The sequence below is a fragment of the Ruegeria sp. AL1 genome (assembly GCF_056540905.1).
Genome location: NZ_JBQFXP010000009.1, coordinates 48,736 through 66,282, shown reverse-complemented (window position 1 = coordinate 66,282; position 17,547 = coordinate 48,736). Strand labels below are relative to the sequence as shown.

Genomic DNA, 17,547 nt, shown 5'->3' with positions numbered 1-17,547 from the left:
GCTGCATTCAGCTTTCGTCACCTTCCTTGTAAACGCCTTGTTCTTTCAGCGCGTCAACAACTTCCTTCGGCATATATGTCTCGTCATGTTTCGCCAGAATCTCAGTGGCTTCAAAGACGCCGTTCACATAGCTTCCGGTTCCCACCATCCCCTGATTTTCCGAGAACAGATCCGGCAATACCCCGGTGAACGCCACCGGCACGCTTTCCCCGCCATCCGTCACTACAAAATGCACCGTTTCGCCCTGCCCGCGAATGATCGAGCCTTCCTCGACCAGCCCGCCAATGCGAAACACTTCACTCGGCTTTGGCGGTTCCGCAATCACCTCGCTGGGCGAGCGGAAAAAGTTGATGCCGTCGCGCATGGCGTAACCGATCAGACCCGTGGCCAGCACAAGGGCCACAACGGCCAACAGGATCACCTGAACTCGACGACGTTTCTTGAGCGTTTTCATACCGTCCTCATGGGAACAATGGGGCCATCATCAGGCCTGCGGTTTCGGTTTCACCTAACATCAGGTTGGCGTTCTGCAAGGCTTGCCCACTGCTACCTTTCGTCAGGTTATCCAACGCGGCGACAACAATTGCACGCCGCTCGATCCGGTCCCCGACAACGCCGATATGGCAGTAGTTCGACCCCCGAACATGATGTGTTGAAGGGGTTTCGCCAAATGGCAGAACCTGAATAAAGGGCTCGGCCTCATAGGTTGATTGCAGTGTTTCATAAACGCTTTGCGGGTCGCCCTTCACGTATGAGGTCGCCAGAATGCCCCGGTTCGCCGGGATCAGGTGCGGCGTAAACTGCACATGTACCGTACGACCGGCAAGTTTGGAGAATTCCTGATCAAACTCGCCCAAATGCCGGTGCGTACCACCCACGGCATAGGCGTTGTAACCTTCACTCAATTCCGCGTGCAGCAGGTTTTCCATTAGCGATCGCCCTGCACCGGACACCGCGCATTTCAGATCCAGAATGATATCGTCCAGATCAATCACGCCCGCGGAAATCAAAGGCCGCAGCACATATTGACCGGTCGCCGCGTTACAGCCTGTGCCCGCAACCAACCGCGCAGACCGAATGTCGTCCCGGTAAAATTCGGTCAGGCCATAGACGGCCTCGGCCTGCTGATCCAATGCCCCATGCGGGTTCCCGTACCATTTTTCATACTCATCTGCCTCTTGCAGGCGAAAATCAGCAGACAGATCAACGATTTTCAGGGTTTTGGGCAACGCGCGGATGACGTCCTGGCTGGTCTTGTGCGGCAAGGCGCAAAAGCAAAGGTCCACCGATGAAAAGTCGATCTCAGATATCTTGCACAACACAGGCAGGTTCAGATGGCGCAGGTGTGGGAACACCTTGTCCATCGATTGCCCGGCTTTCCGCTCGGCCGCCAAGGCTACAATTTCCATGTTCGGGTGCTCGGCGATCAGCCGCACCAGTTCGGCGCCGGTATAGCCAGAGGCGCCCAGAATTGCGATTTTATGGGTCATGTCAGACCTCGTTTCCTTCGTATGTCACATGTATCGACCGCCGATGCGACGGTCATTGAATTAGAGATTCGGGATTGCGCCGTCCTTGACCTAGGTCAGGCGGCTTCAAAGGTGATTTGTCGTCGCAAAAACTGCGTTGCGCGATCTGAAACAACCGGGGCTTTGCCCGTGGTCAGAAACCCGCCGTCGCCTTCGCCCAGCATGGCCGGATGCCGCTGCAGGTAATCTGCAAGGCTTTCTGCCACCAGATCTCCCTGACTGTAGACCTTCACATCAGGACCCAGCGCGGCCTGAAACTCTTCGGCCATCAACGGGTAATGCGTGCAGCCCAAAATGGCTGCCTGAGGTTCGGGCATCTTGCGTTTCAACGCGTCGACATGCGACCTGACCAGCGCCTCGGCCAAAATCAGGTCCCCGTCTTCGATGGCATCCACAACACCGCCACAGGACTGCGCCTCGACGTCCACTCCGATCGCCCGGAAGGCCAGTTCGCGCTGAAAGGCCCGGCTGGACACGGTCGCAGGCGTGGCAAACAAGGCCACGTGCTGAACCGCGACCTCGCGTGGCGGAGAGTTGTCGCCCCATTGCCGCTCGGTCAGCGCTTCGATAAGCGGCACGAACACGCCCAATACGCGCTTGCCCTCGGGCACACCTTCTTCCTGCATCCGACGCAACGCCGCCGCACTGGCTGTGTTGCAGGCCAGAATCACAAGATTGCACCCGCGTGCCCACAAATCGTTTACCGCACGGCGGGTCAGTTGATAGATATCCTCGGCATCCCGCACGCCGTAGGGCGCATGCGCGCTGTCGGCGAAATACAGAAAGTCAACCTCGGGCAGACGTGTCTGCGCGGCGTTCAGGACGGTCAGACCGCCAAGACCAGAATCAAAAATACCTACTGCCATTTACCCTTCAGGCGCGATGCCGTTCCTCGAATTCATAGCCATAATCATAAGACTTCAGCGGCTTCGGAGACAGCTCATACGTGGCTTTGCGCAGGAAATCCATCATCTTGCGCGTATCCTTGCCCAATGGGTCCAGAACGTCGCGCCCGATAGGCTCGCCAATGACCACCTGAACCGGCGTATCCACCCGTTTCTTGAACTCTTTAATGAGCAAGCCCATGCGTAATGTATTGTGCAAATGGCTTGCGATCTGGAACAGGCGCGACGTATGTCCGTCAAAGAAAACCGGCACCACGGTGGCCTCGGACTTGGCCACCATCCGGGCGGTAAAGCCACGCCAGCCCGGGTCCATGGGGTGCGAGAAAGGTTTCGCGCCGGTGCTGACCGTTCCGCCCGGGAAAATCCCGATGGCACCGCCATCGCCCAGGTAATTCAGCGCGGTCTTTCGGGTGTCGAGGTTCAGCTTCATCGCCTCTTTCGTGGCATCAAACGAAATCGGCAGCACGACGCGATTCAAATCTTCGGCCTTGCGGAACACGTGGTTGGCGAGAATGCGAAAATCTCCGCGGGTCTGTGACAGGATATGCCCCATCATCAACCCGTCCAGAATACCATAAGGGTGATTGGCGATCAGGATGATCGGGCCCTCTTTGGGAATATTGCTGAGCGCGCCACCCACCACGTCCAAAGTCAGCCCATACCGTTCGACCATAACCGCCCAGAAATCCCGACCCCGCGCCACATCCCGCTCGTACCCGTCCGCGCGCTTGATCAACCGCAGGCGACCTGTGGTATTTTCCATCAACTTGATCACCATGCGACCGCCTTTGGTTTCGGCGGAATACGCATACGAGATGTCACGGGCGACATGGTGGCGCGAGGGCATTTTGGACTCCGAAAACTTGCCTGTCTTTTTATAGACGAATTTCCTGCCCAAGAAACGTGACAAGCCTGTGAAACGTCATTCAGCCGCAGCTTGCAGCTGAGGTCCGCCATCGCGGATGACGGCCAGCAATTCCTCTCGTCGCTTTGCCGCCTTGGCCTCGCTTTCCACAAGGACGGGTCCGAATCCCCGGATGTCCAGCGGCAACCGGGCCAGCGCGGCTATCGCGTCGCGGGTCTGTGGTGTCAGTTTTGGAAGGACCTCTTTCATGTCCTTTTCATATTGCCGGATCAGCGCGCGTTCCATCCGGCGCTCGGCGCTGTAGCCAAACACATCCAGCGGCGTGCCGCGGATCGCTTTCAGCTTTGCAAGCACCTTCAGGGGACCAAGGAACCATTCGCCAAAAGCGCGCTTTCTTGGCCGACCATTGTCACCCTTGGTGCCCAAAGCAGGCGGGGCGAGATGGAATGTCATCTTGAAATCGCCGTCAAACTCGGCCGCAGCATTATCGCGACTGCTCAGCAACAGCCGGGCGACCTCATATTCATCCTTGTAGGACAAGAGTTTATGATAGCCTCTTGCCGCGGCCTCGCGGGTCTTTTCATCTTCGATATTGTCAACCAGCTTGCGATAGCGTTTTGCCAGTCGGGCGTTCTGATAATCCGTCAGATGCCCGGCGCGGAAGTCGATGATCTGATCCAGCGTCTTCGGCAAATCGGCCACCTTGTCTGACAAAAGCCCCGCCGCATCTTCAGGGTACAGGACAGCCCACCGACCGACGTCAAACGCGCGCTTGTTGCGCTCGACCGCGGTGCCATTCAACTCGATCGCTTGCATGATCGCTTCATAGCTGATGGGCAGCAAACCGCGTTGCCAGCCTGCACCAAACACCATCATGTTTGAATAGATCGAATCCCCCATCACCACACGCGCCAGATCGCTGGCGTCGAACAAGATGACACCGTCTTTCAGCCGCGCCTGCAGCGCCAGTTCCAGCTGATCGCTGGGGATCTGGAATTCCGTATCGCGCGTGAAATCACCGGTGATGATTTCGTGATTGTTGACCACAGCACCGGTTTGACCTTCCCGCGTCAGCCCCAGCGTCTTGGCCCCGGCCGAGACCACCAGATCACCGCCGATCAGGGCATGGGCCTCACCGGTTGCGACCCGAATGGCGCTGATGTCCTCGGGCCTGTTTGCAATCCGGCAGTGAATATGAACTGCCCCGCCCTTCTGCGCGAGACCCGCCATTTCCATCATTCCGGCACCCTTGCCGTCGATCTGCGCGGCTTGCGCCAGAACTGCACCAATGGTGACAACACCGGTGCCGCCGACGCCGGTGATCACCACATTATGCGTGCCGTCGATCCCTGGCAGGTCGGGTTCCGGCATGTCGGGAAGTTCAAGTTCAATCGCGGCCTCTTTGCGGACTTTGGCACCTTCCAGCGTCACGAATGAGGGGCAAAAGCCGTTCACACAGGAAAAATCCTTGTTGCAGCTGGATTGATCGATTGCGCGCTTGCGTCCCAGTTCCGTCTGTTTCGGCACGATGGATACGCAGTTCGACTGCACACCGCAATCTCCACAGCCTTCGCAGATGTCGGTGTTGATGAACACGCGTTTATCCGGGTCAGGAAACGTACCGCGCTTGCGGCGCCGACGTTTCTCGGCGGCGCAGGTCTGGACGTAAACAATGACCGAGACCCCCTCGATGTCGCGGAACTTTTCCTGAACCTTCATCAGTTCGGCGCGTTCATGCGTCTCGACACCCTCGGGCATCGCCTTCAGGTTCACGTCTTCTTTTTCGTCATAGACGAGGGCGACGTGCTGAACGCCCATGGCCCTGACCTCGCGAATAATACGTTCTGCGCTCAGGCCACCTTCGTTACCCTGTCCGCCCGTCATCGCGACCGCGTCGTTGAACAGGATTTTGTAGGTAATATTGGTGCCCGCAGCCAGCGCTGCGCGGACCGCCTGAACTCCGGAATGGTTATAGGTGCCGTCACCCAGATTCTGGAACACATGCTTTGTGTTCGAGAACGGTGCTTCCCCGATCCAATTCGCGCCTTCACCGCCCATATGGGTAAAGCCTGTCGTCTCGCGGTCCATCCACTGAACCATGTAGTGACACCCGATCCCGGCATAAGCCCGGCTGCCATCGGGTAACCGGGTCGAACTATTATGCGGGCAACCCGAACAGAAATACGGAAGACGCTCAGCGATTTCCTGCGCGTTATCGGCCCGGCGTGCGTCTGACAGGCTGGCCAGACCGGCGCGAACACCATCGGTATCGCGCCCTTCTTCGATCAGGATATCGCCCAGCTTCTCGGCGATCATGATCGGATCAAGCGCACCCCGGGTCGGGAACAACTCTTCGCGGTGCAAGGTGCCCGCCCCACCTTTGTACCAACCATAAACACGCCGCCCACGCCGGTCGTCAAAGATCGCTTCTTTGACCTGAACTTCAATCAGTTTGCGCTTTTCCTCGACGATGACGATCAGATCCAGACCTTCTGCCCAGTCGTGGAAACCCTTCATATCCAACGGGAATGTCTGACCAACCTTGTAGGTCGTGATCCCCAGACGTTCGGCCTCGGCCTCGTCAATGTTCAACAGTGACAGCGCATGCGTCAGATCCAGCCAGTTTTTACCGGCAGCAACCAGTCCGATCTTGGCCCCCGGTTTACCCCAAATCCGTTTGTCCATCCGGTTGGCATGCGAAAACGTCTCGGCAGCGAAACGCTTGTAATCGATGACCCGCGCCTCTTGCAGATGAGGAGTATCGACCAAACGGATGTTCAGACCGCCCTCGGGCATTTCGAATTTGGGAGTGACGATCTTCATGCGATCCGGGCTGCTATCCACGACCGAAGTGACCTCGATCGTGTCTTTCATCGTTTTCAACCCAACCCAGACACCCGCGAAGCGGCTGAGCGCGAACCCGTAAAGCCCATAGTCCAGAATTTCCTGAACGCCCGCCGGGCTGACGACTGGCATATAAGCATCCACCAACGACCATTCCGACTGATGCAGCACAGTCGAGCTTTCACCGGTATGGTCATCCCCCATAGCCATCAACACACCGCCATGTTCTGCCGTTCCGGCCATGTTGGCGTGGCGCATCACGTCGCCCGATCGGTCGACGCCGGGGCCCTTGCCATACCAAAGGCCGAACACGCCATCGAACCTGCCCTCGCCGCGCAAACCGGCCTGCTGGCTACCCCACAACGCGGTGGCGGCCAGATCTTCGTTCAGACCGTATTGGAAAGTGACGTCGCTTTCCGCCAGTTGCTTCTCGGCGCGGGACATCTGCAAATCGACTGCACCCAAGGGCGAGCCGCGATATCCGGTTACTAGACCCGCCGTATTCAGGCCCGCCGCCCGGTCGCGCGCCTTTTGCATCAGCATAAGCCGCACCAGCGCCTGTGTTCCATTCAACAGAACCGGGCTTTTGGACAGATCGAAACGGTCGTTCAGAGTGATTTTTGGCTGACTCATCAGACGCCTCCCCACGTCGGATTAGTGTGCTCTACTTTTCACCATTTTAGGTCAAAATTGCTGACCTGCATAGTAATTTTCCTCGTTTACGCAACGATTTCCGGGTTCGAATGTAGAATTTGTTACGTGTTTCATATAGGGCTGCGATTGGATAACGAAAGTTGCGACGATGGATTGGGACAAGCTCAGAATATTTCACGCGGTTGCGGATGCAGGCAGCCTCACGCATGCGGGGGACAAACTCAATTTGTCTCAATCCGCTGTGAGCCGTCAGATTCGCGCGCTGGAAGAATCGTTGGATGCGACCCTGTTTCATCGTCATGCACGTGGGCTGATTCTTACGGAACAGGGCGAGTTTTTGTTTGATGCCACGTCGGCAATGTCCAAACGCCTTGACGCCGCCGCAGCGCGCATCCGCGACAGCGAAGACGAGGTGTTTGGCGTATTGCGTGTCACCACGACATTCGGCTTTGGAACATTGTGGCTGGCACCGCGCCTGCCCAAGCTGTACGAGCAATATCCCGATCTGAACATCGACCTGATGCTTGAGGAGCGGGTTCTTGACCTGCCCATGCGCGAAGCCGACGTTGCCATTCGCATGAAAGAACCCAGCCAGGCCGATCTGGTACGCAAACGCCTGATGACAGTGCAGATGCAGCTATACGCCACCCGAAAATATCTTGATACACATGGTGGCGCGCCGCAAACGCTGGACCAGATTTCCAAACACCGATTGATCTGCCAGACCCCGTCCGCCCCGCAAGTCGGCGCCGGTGCCGCGATGGTGCGGCACCTGATGACCCACAATCCCGCATCGCTTTTGACGGTGAACAATTATTTCGGCGTTTTGCAGGGTGTGCTGCATGATCTCGGTATCGGTGTTCTTCCCGATTACGTGACCGAGGACTTTTCTCACCTTGTGCCAGTTCTGGCCAATACGGAAAGCGCAGATGTTCCCGTCTACCTGGCTTTCCCGGAAGAATTGCGTCATTCCAAGAGGATAGCGGCGTTTCGCGACTTTGTGCAGGATGAAATCATTGCCCATCGCAAGCAATTGCGACAATTGGGTAAACTCTAGCCATGCACTGTCCGCATAGCGGCCATGACATAGTTAAGCTGTAAAACACCTTGATCGTTCACAAACTGATCCCTAAATGAGCATTCGAAGGCGATGATGCTGTAACGCTCATCATCTTCATACCTCCCTGTTGGACTACGGCCGAGCTTAGTGCTCGGCCTTTTTTTTGGCTGCAGCGTCTCATCAATGGGGCGAAAGCGCTGGGAAAACCGCGCGCATGCGCCTATGATCCCGAAAAAGCGATTAAAATTTCGTGATCGAGGGCAAATTCATGTATCATCCACTCCGCCTTTTGGTGGCGCTGGTCGCTGCACTATTCCTTGCAGGACCACTTCATGCGCAAGACTCTGGCACCGCATCCACCGTAACTATCCCCGAGGATTTGACACCTGAACAGGTTGACGATCTGGTTGCCCGGATGTCGGATGATCAGGTGCGGTCCATCTTGTTGGAGCGTCTGGATGCTGTGGCCGAAAAGAATGCGGCTGAAGCGGAGGAACGTGAAGATCCGATCACCGAGATCAATGAAATCTGGGCTGAGATGGTGGCCTCGTGGACGCAGGTCATCACCACCTTGCCCAATATCTTCACGGCACAGGCCAAGGCGGTTTCGAATTTCGTAACCAAGTTCGACGGCACGGGCGCTCTGGTCCTGATCGGGCTTGTGTTCAGCGTTCTGGTCGTGGGCTTCATCGCAGAAAAACTGTTCGGCCTGCTGACCCGCAAATGGCACAACAAGACCGAGGTCGCGGATGAGAACGACCTGTGGGGCGCGGTGCGGTATCTGTTTGTCCGCTTTTGCCACGAGATCGCCGGTCTGGTCGTGTTTTACGTGGTCATTCGCGCTGTGGGCCGGGGGCTTCTGACACCCGAGCAGATCGTTTACGCGGCGCCCTTTGTCTTCTACCTGATCTGGATTCCGCGCCTGGGTGCGGCGGCCTCGCGCTTTGTTCTGGCCCCAAACAAGTCCCATTACCGTCTGGTCAATGTGGATGATCACTGGGCCAAATACCTGCACCGCAACCTGATCGGCCTGCTGATCCTGATCGGCTTCACCTTGTTCCTGCTGCATTTCAACCGCCTGAACGGCATCACCGGCGGCGAGACGCGCATCGGGTTCTGGCTGAACGCAGGCATCCATATTTATATCGGCGTGATCGCCTGGAAAGCGCGCGATGGCCTATCGCAGATGATGCTGGGATCAGACCCTGACCACACCAAGTTCGACGAAGAGGTGGCGCATTATTATCCCTATTTCGCCATTGGCGTTTCGGCGGTGATCTGGCTGCTGGTCGAGTTCATCGTGGCGCAGCGGAACCCCACTTCGCTTGCACTGCTGGTTCAGGGCGCGCATTTCACCACCATGTTCTGGCTGCTGATCGCGCCCGCGCTGGATACGCTGATCCGGGGGCTGGTCCGGCATCTGCAACCTCCGATGCAGGGGGATGGCGCTGTGGCCGAGCGGGCCTATAAGTCCGCCAAACGCAGCTATATCCGCATCGGGCGCGTTCTGGCGGGCATTCTGGTCATCCTGATGATCGCCAACGCCTGGAACCTGAACCTGCAGGAAATCGCCGGCGGCGACGAGGAATCGGGCAGCAAGCTGGTCCAGTTCTTCCTGATCATCGCCGTGGGCTATATTCTGAACGAGGTCGTCTCGCTGTGGATCAACCGCCGACTGGCGAAAGAGATGACCGCGTCCGAGCAAAGCCCCGATGAAGAGGCAGGCGAAGGTGGCGGCGCGGGCGGATCGCGGCTGGCCACTGTGCTACCCTTGTTGCGGGCCACGGCGCAGATCACTATCGCCGTGATCTTTGGATTGCTGGCGCTTGGGGCTTTGGGCATCAACATCACACCGCTTTTGGCCGGTGCCGGTGTTCTGGGTCTGGCCATCGGCTTTGGCGCGCAGAAACTGGTGGCGGATATCGTCGGCGGCATCTTCTTCCTGATCGATGACGCATTCCGGGTCGGTGAATATGTCGATGTGGGCGGCACCATGGGCACGGTCGAGAAAATCTCGATCCGTTCCATGCAGCTCCGCCATCACCGCGGACCGGTGCACACCATTCCTTACGGCGAGATTCAGAAGTTGACCAATTTCAGCCGCGATTGGGTGATCATGAAGCTGAAGTTCACTGTGCCGTTCGATACCGATCCCAACAAGGTCAAGAAAATCTTTAAAAAGATCGGGGCCGAGATGATGGCGGACGAGGTCCACAAGGATGGCTTCCTTCAGCCCTTCAAATCGCAGGGTGTGTTCGACTTTGACGACGTCGGCATGATTATTCGCGGCAAGTTCATGGCCAAGCCTGGCAAGCAATTCACCTTGCGCAAGGAAATCTTCAACCGGGTGAAAGCAGCCTTTAACGAGAACGGTATCGACTTTGCCCGCCGCGAAGTGCGTGTGGCCATTCCCGGACTGGACGAGGTCGAGAACCTGACCGAAGAACAGAAAACAGCTGTCGGGGCCGCCGCCGCGGACGCAGTTAACAAGGGCGAGGCCCCGGCTTAACCCGACTGAGGTGCCTCCGGTTTGAGGCAAAACAAGCAATACAAACGGAATCGGCCCTGTGCCGGTTCCGTTTTTCTTTGCCCAAAAGGCCCTGCGCTGACTTGGCCCTTCCCACGGACGCGCCCTTGCCCTAAAAGGCGCGCAATCTCGGCCACCCTTGGACAAGGACAGACGATGCAAGAGCCCGCCATCACACCCGATCTGATCGCCGCACACGGGCTCAAGCCCGAAGAATACGACATGATCCTCGAGATCATCGGGCGCGAGCCGACCTTTACCGAGCTTGGCATCTTCTCGGCCATGTGGAACGAGCATTGCTCCTACAAATCCTCGAAGAAATGGCTACGCACCCTGCCCACCTCCGGCCCTCAGGTCATCTGCGGCCCCGGTGAGAATGCGGGCGTGGTCGATATCGGCGATGGTCAGGCGGTTGTCTTCAAGATGGAGAGCCACAACCACCCCTCGTATATCGAACCCTATCAGGGCGCGGCGACCGGCGTGGGCGGCATCCTGCGTGACGTCTTCACCATGGGCGCACGCCCCATCGCGTCGATGAACGCCCTGTCCTTTGGCGAGCCCGGCCACCACAAAACGCGCCAACTGGTCAACGGCGTGGTCGAGGGCATCGGCGGTTATGGCAACTGTTTCGGCGTGCCTTGTGTGGGTGGTGAAGTGCGTTTTCACCCCGCCTATAACGGCAACTGCCTTGTGAATGCCTTTGCTGCAGGTCTGGCTGATAGCGACAAGATTTTCTACTCCGCCGCCTCGGGTGTCGGCATGCCTGTTGTGTATCTCGGAGCAAAAACCGGCCGTGACGGCGTAGGCGGTGCAACCATGGCATCCGCCGAGTTCGACGACACGATCGAAGAAAAGCGCCCCACAGTTCAGGTCGGCGACCCCTTCACCGAAAAGCGCCTGATGGAGGCGACGCTGGAGCTGATGCAGACCGGGGCCGTGATCTCGATTCAAGACATGGGCGCTGCAGGTTTGACCTGCTCCGCTGTTGAAATGGGCGACAAGGGTGGTCTGGGTGTTCGTCTGGACCTCGAAAACGTGCCTCAGCGCGAAGAGAACATGACGGCCTATGAAATGATGCTGTCTGAATCTCAGGAGCGCATGCTGATGGTCCTCAAACCCGAGCTTGAGGCCGAGGCGCGCGCCGTGTTCGAGAAATGGGACCTCGATTTTGCCATCGTGGGCGAGACAATCGCCGAAGATCGTTTCCTGATCATGCACAATGGTGAGGTCAAAGCCGATCTGGTCCTGTCCAAGCTTTCGTCAACCGCACCGGAATATGACCGCCCGTGGGAACCGACACCGGAAGCCGACGCGCTGGAAGATGTGCCTCAGATCGATCCGATCGACGGTCTGCGTGCCCTGCTCTCTTCGCCCAACTATGCGGGCAAACAGTGGGTGTATGAGCAATACGACACCATGGTGATGGCCGACAGCACCCGCACACCGGGTCTGGGCGCTGGCATGGTGCGCGTCCACGGAACCGACAAGGTGCTGGCCTTTACCAGTGACGTGACCCCGCGCTATGTCCGCGCGAACCCGGTTGAGGGCGGCAAGCAAGCAGTGGCCGAAGCCTATCGCAACCTGACCGCCGTCGGGGCCAAGCCGCTGGCAACGACCGACAACCTGAACTTCGGCAATCCCGAAAAGCCCGAGATCATGGGCCAGTTCGTCGGGGCCATCCAAGGCATCGGCGCAGCCGTCGGTGCGCTGGACATGCCCATCGTTTCCGGCAACGTCTCGCTTTATAATGAAACCGACGGTCAGGCGATCCTGCCGACACCGACCATCGGCGCGGTTGGCTTGCTGTCGCACGCGGATGAAATCATCGGCAACGAAGTGCGCGAGGGCCATGTCGCGCTGGTCATCGGTGAAACCAAAGGCCATCTGGGTCAGTCCGCCCTGCTGGCAGAGGTCTTCAACCGTGAAGACGGCGACGCGCCCCATGTCGATCTGGAGGCGGAAAAGCGCAACGGTGATTTCATCCGCGCCAACCGCCAGATGATCAAGGCCTGTACCGATCTGGGCGACGGCGGCCTTGCGCTGGCTGCGTTCGAACTGGCCGAAGCCGCAGGCGTTGGCGTTTGTCTGGACGACGCCTCAACCGAGTTCCTGTTTGGCGAGGATCAAGCCCGCTATCTGGTCGCCTGTAATTTTGATCAGGCCGAAGCATTGATGATCGCTGCTGGTCAGGCCGGGGTCCCGCTGGTCTCGGTCGGTCGCTTCACCGGCGAAGCGGTAAAAATCGGCGGCTCTGAGGCTGCACTGGACGATCTGACCGCAACGTTCCGTAGCAGCTTTGCCGAGGCAGTTGCCTGAATTCAACCTCGCCCATGACATCGAAGCGCGCGCCTTGATCGGCGCGGGTTTTGTCGTCTCAGGACCACTTGCGCGCCCCGCTTTGGCGCTCTACATCTTGGGAAAGACCTTCAGGAGTAACCTACATGCCGATGAGCGCCCACGAAATCGAACACCTGCTGCGCGAAGCTTTTCCCGATGCGGAGATTCAGGTCGGCGGCAGCGACGGCGTGCATATGTCCGCCATGGTTGTGGACGAAAGCTTTCGCGGCAAAAACCGGGTTCAACAGCAGCGTGCGGTCTACGCGGCCTTGAAAGGCAAGATGGACGGCCCAGATGGAGAGCTGCACGCGCTTGCGTTGACGACGAAAGTACCGGAGTGACATGGATCTTGGAATTGGCGTTTTTGTTGGCATTGCGGCCGTAATCATCTTGACGGCCCTGTTGGCGCGAAGCCGATCCAAAGATGACACTCAATCCAGACGAGGAGCCCTTCCCGGATTAGGATATCGAACGATTTTTACAATCTATGATTCCGGCGGGTCCGGAGGTGGACATTCCACGCAATATCGTGTCCCGAAAGATCCTCAAGACTACGCCAAAGCGATGATGCCGAAGAGCAAAGGAAACGCGAAATGACTGACGTGAAAACCCAGATCGACGAAACCGTAAAAGCCAACGACGTTGTGCTTTATATGAAAGGCACCAAGGAAATGCCTCAGTGCGGGTTTTCCTCGCGCGTGGCTGGTGTGCTGAATTATATGGGCGTCGACTATGCCGACGTGAACGTTCTGGCCGATGAAGAGGTTCGTCAGGGCATCAAGGATTATTCCGACTGGCCGACCGTGCCGCAGCTGTATGTCAAAGGCGAATTCGTCGGTGGGTGTGACATCATCACCGAGATGACGCTCTCGGGTGAGCTTGACACCTTGTTCGATGACAACGGCGTTGGCTACAACAAAGACGCAGCCGACAAGATCCGCGAAGCAAACGCCTGATCAACGGCTGACACAATCCCGGAACAGAATACGTTCCGGGGCTGTGTTGCCAGCGCCCTGGAAAGTGATCGAAGCTTCCCATCCTTTCGAGCGGAGGGTGTATGACCCTTCTCCCCCAACAGACTCGTAGCGAATTCCCGACCCGCTTGGCGCTTGCTTGAGTGCGATCAATTGACCATCGATAAGCATCGCAGCCGCGCCGGATCCGTCGGTGGCATTGAAGTAAGACACCGGAATTGTCACACCGTTTTCACAGTTGAACGTGACCGACAGGACATCGATTTCCGCAGCCGCCGCGCCGCTCATCACGGTCAGCGCCACAGTCAGAGCGACGGGCGCGCGCAGCCTCATGCGCCCGACTTTTCTTCGACCACCGCCGCAAGCGCCTCGGCCCGAGCGGCCATTTCGGCCAGCGTGTCCGTCACCGATGGCGGCACAATCGCAACCTCAACGCGTTCGGGTTCGGGCGGCGGCGCGTTGCGCAACCTGTTCAACTCAGCCTGAGTCTCGGCCAGTCTGGCCTCGGCGGTCTTAACCCGGTCTTCTTGCGCGGCAGCTTTGTCGGCCAGCATCAGCCCGGCCATCAACAGCATACGCGCCTCGGGCATACGCCCGATCTGATCTGACAGAACCTGCGCCTCATCATCCAGCAGTTTGGCGGCAGCATGGAGAAACTGTTCTTCCCCATCCTGGCATGAGACATCAAAGCCACGGCCACCGATATGGATTGTAACTTCGGGCATTATTCCACCTCTCCTTCGGCCAGATTGGCGTGGTTCAGCAACGGCTCTAGCCGGGCCAGTACCGCATGTGCTTCGGCGGCATCAGATGCCCGCGCGGCCCGCGTCGCCTCAAGTTCGGCAGCGGTGGCGCGGTTCAGCAAGTCCGCATCCGACACACCCTTTTCCGCCGCAGCCCGCAGTTCGTCCACAGTACCGCGCAGCTGTTCATTGGCCTTTCGAAGGCGCTGCAGATCATCCTCAAGCCGGGACATGGCAGCCCCGTGGCTTGTGCGTTCGGCCCGTAGCATCTCAAGTTCCGAACTCAGATCGGCCAGCTTTTCGCTGTCGGCCAGTTCTGCACGCAGTCGCCCAATCTCGGCCCGCATGGCTTCGGCGGCAGTTGCAGAGGAACGCAGCGTTTCAATCTCGTCTTTCAGCACAGAGACTTCGTCGCTGTTCTCCAACGCAGCTTTAGCTTCGGCCAGCTCGGACCGCGCTGCCTCGACGGTTGCCAGCTGCGCTGTTGCCTCGGCCAGTTTCTCACGCAGGTCAGTGGTCTCGGCCTCTTGCACAGGCTGTGAACGCAATGCATCAAGATCACCGCGCATGGCGTCAACCTCGGTCTCGTGCCGCTGCTTCAGGGTTTTCAGACGTTCTTCCAGCTGCGCATTTGCCAGACGCTCTTCTGCGAGGGCCGCGCGCAGGCTCTGATCTTCGCCACTGGCCGCCGGGGTTGCATCGCTCAGCGCGTCAACGCCAGCACCAATCCGCTCCATCGCGGCGATGATACGTCTTTGCAGGTCTTCGATTTGGCTCATGCCCCTGTCACCTCTTTATCAAGGTTCTTTGCTGTTCTGTGCCCACCGAATCAATCCGGGCAGCTCTCAGGCTTAGTCTAACGGAATGTCGCAGAAAATACCCACTCTTTGCTTTCAAGTACTTGGGCCGCGCTCTTGAACCGGTTCGGTTGCCGACCGCCGGGTTCTGCTTGCACTTTGACGGACGGATGGTATTCAGCGGCCCATCTGCCTGTAATCCAAAGGAACAATGCCCGTGGACCTGACTGCGCTGCGCAATGCCAACCCCGAACACTGGGACAAAGCTGCGGCCATCCGCACCCTGACCCTGGACGCCGTCGCCGCCGCCAATTCCGGCCATTCCGGTATGCCGATGGGCATGGCCGACGTTGCGACCGTTCTGTTCGAAAAGCATCTGAAATTCGATGCCACCGCCCCGAACTGGCCGGACCGTGACCGGTTCATTCTGTCCGCGGGTCACGGGTCGATGCTGATCTACTCGCTTCTGTATCTGACGGGTCATGCTGATGTAACGCTGGATGAGGTTAAGAACTTCCGCCAGTTGGGGGCAAAGACGGCCGGTCATCCGGAAAACTTCCTGATCCAGGGCGTCGAAACCACAACCGGTCCTCTGGGCCAGGGCATCGCCAACGCCGTCGGGTTCGCCATGGCCGAGGAAATCCAGCGCGCGCAGTACGGTAAGAAGGTCGTAGATCACTATACTTACGTGATCGCAGGCGACGGCTGTCTGATGGAAGGTGTCAGTCAGGAAGCCATCACGCTGGCAGGCCGTCATGAGCTGAGCAAGCTGATCGTCTTCTGGGACAACAACAATATCACCATCGACGGCACCGTTGACATGGCCGACCGAACCGATCAAGTGCGCCGCTTCGCAGCCTCGGGCTGGCATGTCATCGAAGTCGACGGCCATGATCCGCAGGCAATTGACGCTGCTATCGTCGACGCGAAAAAGTCTAACAAGCCGACCATGATTGCTTGTGAAAGTCATATCGCCTTGGGCCATGCGGCGCAGGACACCTCGAAAGGTCATGGCGCGCTGACGGATCAGGAACAGTTGAAAGCCGCCAAGGAAGGTTACGGCTGGCCGCATGGGGCGTTTGAGGTCCCCGCCGACGTGAAATCCGCATGGGAAGCCATCGGTGCACGCGGAGCTGCCGAACGTGCCGCCTGGGAAGGCCGTTTCGCACAACTGTCCGAGCGCAAACAGGCCGAATTCAACCGTGCCTATGCCTTTGAAACGCCCAAGAAGCTGGCGGGTGCGATCCGGGCCTTCAAGAAACAGATGTCCGAGGACCAGCCCAAACTGGCCACCCGCGCCTCGTCGGAAAAAGTTTTGAACGTCGTCAACCCGATCATGACCGAGACCATTGGCGGTTCGGCGGACCTGACCGGTTCGAACAACACTAAATCCGCCGACATGGGCGTGTTCCTGCCGGAAAACCGCAAAGGTCGTTACATCCACTACGGTATCCGTGAACATGGTATGGCGGCTGCGATGAACGGCATGGCGCTGCACGGTGGCATTCGCCCCTATGGCGGTACGTTCATGGCCTTTACCGACTATGCGCGTCCGTCCATGCGTCTGGCTGCTTTGATGAAAGTGCCAACGGTCTTCGTGATGACCCACGACTCGATTGGATTGGGAGAAGACGGCCCAACCCACCAGCCGGTCGAGCATTTGGCGATCTCACGCGCGACACCCAACACCTATGTGTTCCGCCCCGCGGACACGATCGAGACGGCAGAGGCGTGGGAACTGGCGCTAACCTTCAAAGCCAGCCCCTCGGTCCTGTCGCTGACCCGTCAAGGCGTACCGACTGTGCGGACCGAGCACAAGACTAAGAACCTTGTTGCCCAAGGCGCTTATGTTCTGGCCGAAGCCGAGGGCAAACGTCAGGCGATCCTGATCGCCACCGGGTCCGAGGTGTCGCTGGCCATGGAGGCCAAGGCGCAGCTTGAGGCCGAAGGGATCGGCACCCGCGTCGTCTCCATGCCCTGCATGGAACTGTTCGCACAACAGGACGAGGCTTATCGCAAGCGCGTCCTGCCGGGCGGCGCTGTCCGCGTCGGCATCGAAGCCGCCGTCCGTGCCGGAGGCTGGGATCGCTGGCTTTTGGGCGAACGTGGCCGCGAATCCAAAGCCGGTTTCATCGGCATGTCCAGCTTTGGTGCATCGGCCCCCGCTGGTGAGCTATACAAGCATTTCGGCATCACCGCCGACGCTGCCGTTGCGAAGGTCAAGGAACTGCTAGGTTAACCGAACGAAAAATGCACAGACAAAGGCGGCCATATTGGTCGCCTTTTTTGTCCCGGGCCTTTCACAGACTGGT

At 58.4% G+C, this 17,547-nt stretch carries 14 protein-coding genes; 6 read left to right on the top strand and 8 right to left on the bottom strand.

The features are described 5' to 3' along the window. Window positions 1–7: 7 nt before the first annotated feature. The 5 genes from ccmE to ACRZ9X_RS14990 all read right to left on the bottom strand — a co-directional run bounded on the left by ccmE (window position 8) and on the right by ACRZ9X_RS14990 (window position 6,776). Entirely contained in the window at window positions 8–454 is a 447-nt protein-coding gene (gene ccmE, locus ACRZ9X_RS15010; protein WP_480520239.1) for a cytochrome c maturation protein CcmE, read from the bottom strand. Window positions 455–461: 7 nt separating this feature from the next. Next, window positions 462–1,490, bottom strand: coding sequence for an N-acetyl-gamma-glutamyl-phosphate reductase (gene argC, locus ACRZ9X_RS15005; protein ID WP_480520237.1), 1,029 nt, complete (start codon window positions 1,488–1,490; stop codon window positions 462–464). Window positions 1,491–1,585: 95 nt separating this feature from the next. Then, on the bottom strand, window positions 1,586–2,395 hold the full coding sequence (locus tag ACRZ9X_RS15000) for a glutamate racemase (RefSeq protein WP_480520236.1): 810 nt from the start codon (window positions 2,393–2,395) through the stop codon (window positions 1,586–1,588). A 7-nt stretch (window positions 2,396–2,402) separates the two neighbouring features. Continuing rightward, window positions 2,403–3,281, bottom strand: a complete 879-nt coding sequence (locus ACRZ9X_RS14995) for a lysophospholipid acyltransferase family protein (RefSeq protein WP_480520233.1) — start codon at window positions 3,279–3,281, stop codon at window positions 2,403–2,405. 75 nt (window positions 3,282–3,356) lie between these two features. Next, window positions 3,357–6,776, bottom strand: coding sequence for an indolepyruvate ferredoxin oxidoreductase family protein (locus ACRZ9X_RS14990; RefSeq protein WP_480520231.1), 3,420 nt, complete (start codon window positions 6,774–6,776; stop codon window positions 3,357–3,359). Window positions 6,777–6,945: 169 nt separating this feature from the next. Between ACRZ9X_RS14990 and ACRZ9X_RS14985 the strand changes: the two genes are divergently transcribed. From ACRZ9X_RS14985 to grxD, 5 genes are all read left to right on the top strand, one after another. Then, window positions 6,946–7,854 carry a LysR family transcriptional regulator gene (locus ACRZ9X_RS14985; protein WP_480520229.1) on the top strand — a complete coding sequence of 303 codons (909 nt, stop codon included), beginning with the start codon at window positions 6,946–6,948 and terminating at the stop codon, window positions 7,852–7,854. A 271-nt stretch (window positions 7,855–8,125) separates the two neighbouring features. After that, window positions 8,126–10,366: a mechanosensitive ion channel family protein gene (locus ACRZ9X_RS14980; protein WP_480520227.1), complete on the top strand. Its 2,241-nt coding sequence runs from the start codon at window positions 8,126–8,128 to the stop codon at window positions 10,364–10,366. Between the two features lie 174 nt (window positions 10,367–10,540). After that, on the top strand, window positions 10,541–12,700 hold the full coding sequence (purL, locus tag ACRZ9X_RS14975; protein WP_480520225.1) for a phosphoribosylformylglycinamidine synthase subunit PurL: 2,160 nt from the start codon (window positions 10,541–10,543) through the stop codon (window positions 12,698–12,700). Window positions 12,701–12,825: 125 nt separating this feature from the next. Next, window positions 12,826–13,062: a BolA/IbaG family iron-sulfur metabolism protein gene (locus ACRZ9X_RS14970; protein WP_170354080.1), complete on the top strand. Its 237-nt coding sequence runs from the start codon at window positions 12,826–12,828 to the stop codon at window positions 13,060–13,062. A gap of 252 nt (window positions 13,063–13,314) precedes the next feature. Beyond that, window positions 13,315–13,677 carry a Grx4 family monothiol glutaredoxin gene (gene grxD, locus ACRZ9X_RS14965; RefSeq protein WP_170769656.1) on the top strand — a complete coding sequence of 121 codons (363 nt, stop codon included), beginning with the start codon at window positions 13,315–13,317 and terminating at the stop codon, window positions 13,675–13,677. Here the strand turns inward: grxD and ACRZ9X_RS14960 are convergent, their stop codons facing one another. Genes ACRZ9X_RS14960 through ACRZ9X_RS14950 form a run of 3 tightly spaced genes read right to left on the bottom strand, consistent with a single transcriptional unit; the run spans window position 13,678 to window position 15,217 of the window. Then, on the bottom strand, window positions 13,678–14,028 hold the full coding sequence (locus ACRZ9X_RS14960; protein WP_480520223.1) for an MliC family protein: 351 nt from the start codon (window positions 14,026–14,028) through the stop codon (window positions 13,678–13,680). It lies immediately after the preceding gene. After that, a complete protein-coding gene (locus ACRZ9X_RS14955; RefSeq protein ID WP_480520221.1) occupies window positions 14,025–14,420 on the bottom strand; it encodes a cell division protein ZapA in 396 nt (131 codons plus the stop codon). The genes ACRZ9X_RS14960 and ACRZ9X_RS14955 overlap by 4 nt, the downstream gene beginning before the upstream one ends. Next, window positions 14,420–15,217, bottom strand: a complete 798-nt coding sequence (locus ACRZ9X_RS14950) for a hypothetical protein (RefSeq protein ID WP_480520219.1) — start codon at window positions 15,215–15,217, stop codon at window positions 14,420–14,422. Before ACRZ9X_RS14950 ends, ACRZ9X_RS14955 begins: the two co-directional genes overlap by 1 nt. Window positions 15,218–15,452: 235 nt before the next feature. Between ACRZ9X_RS14950 and tkt the strand changes: the two genes are divergently transcribed. Next, on the top strand, window positions 15,453–17,474 hold the full coding sequence (gene tkt / locus ACRZ9X_RS14945; RefSeq protein ID WP_480520217.1) for a transketolase: 2,022 nt from the start codon (window positions 15,453–15,455) through the stop codon (window positions 17,472–17,474). Window positions 17,475–17,547: the final 73 nt, after the last annotated feature.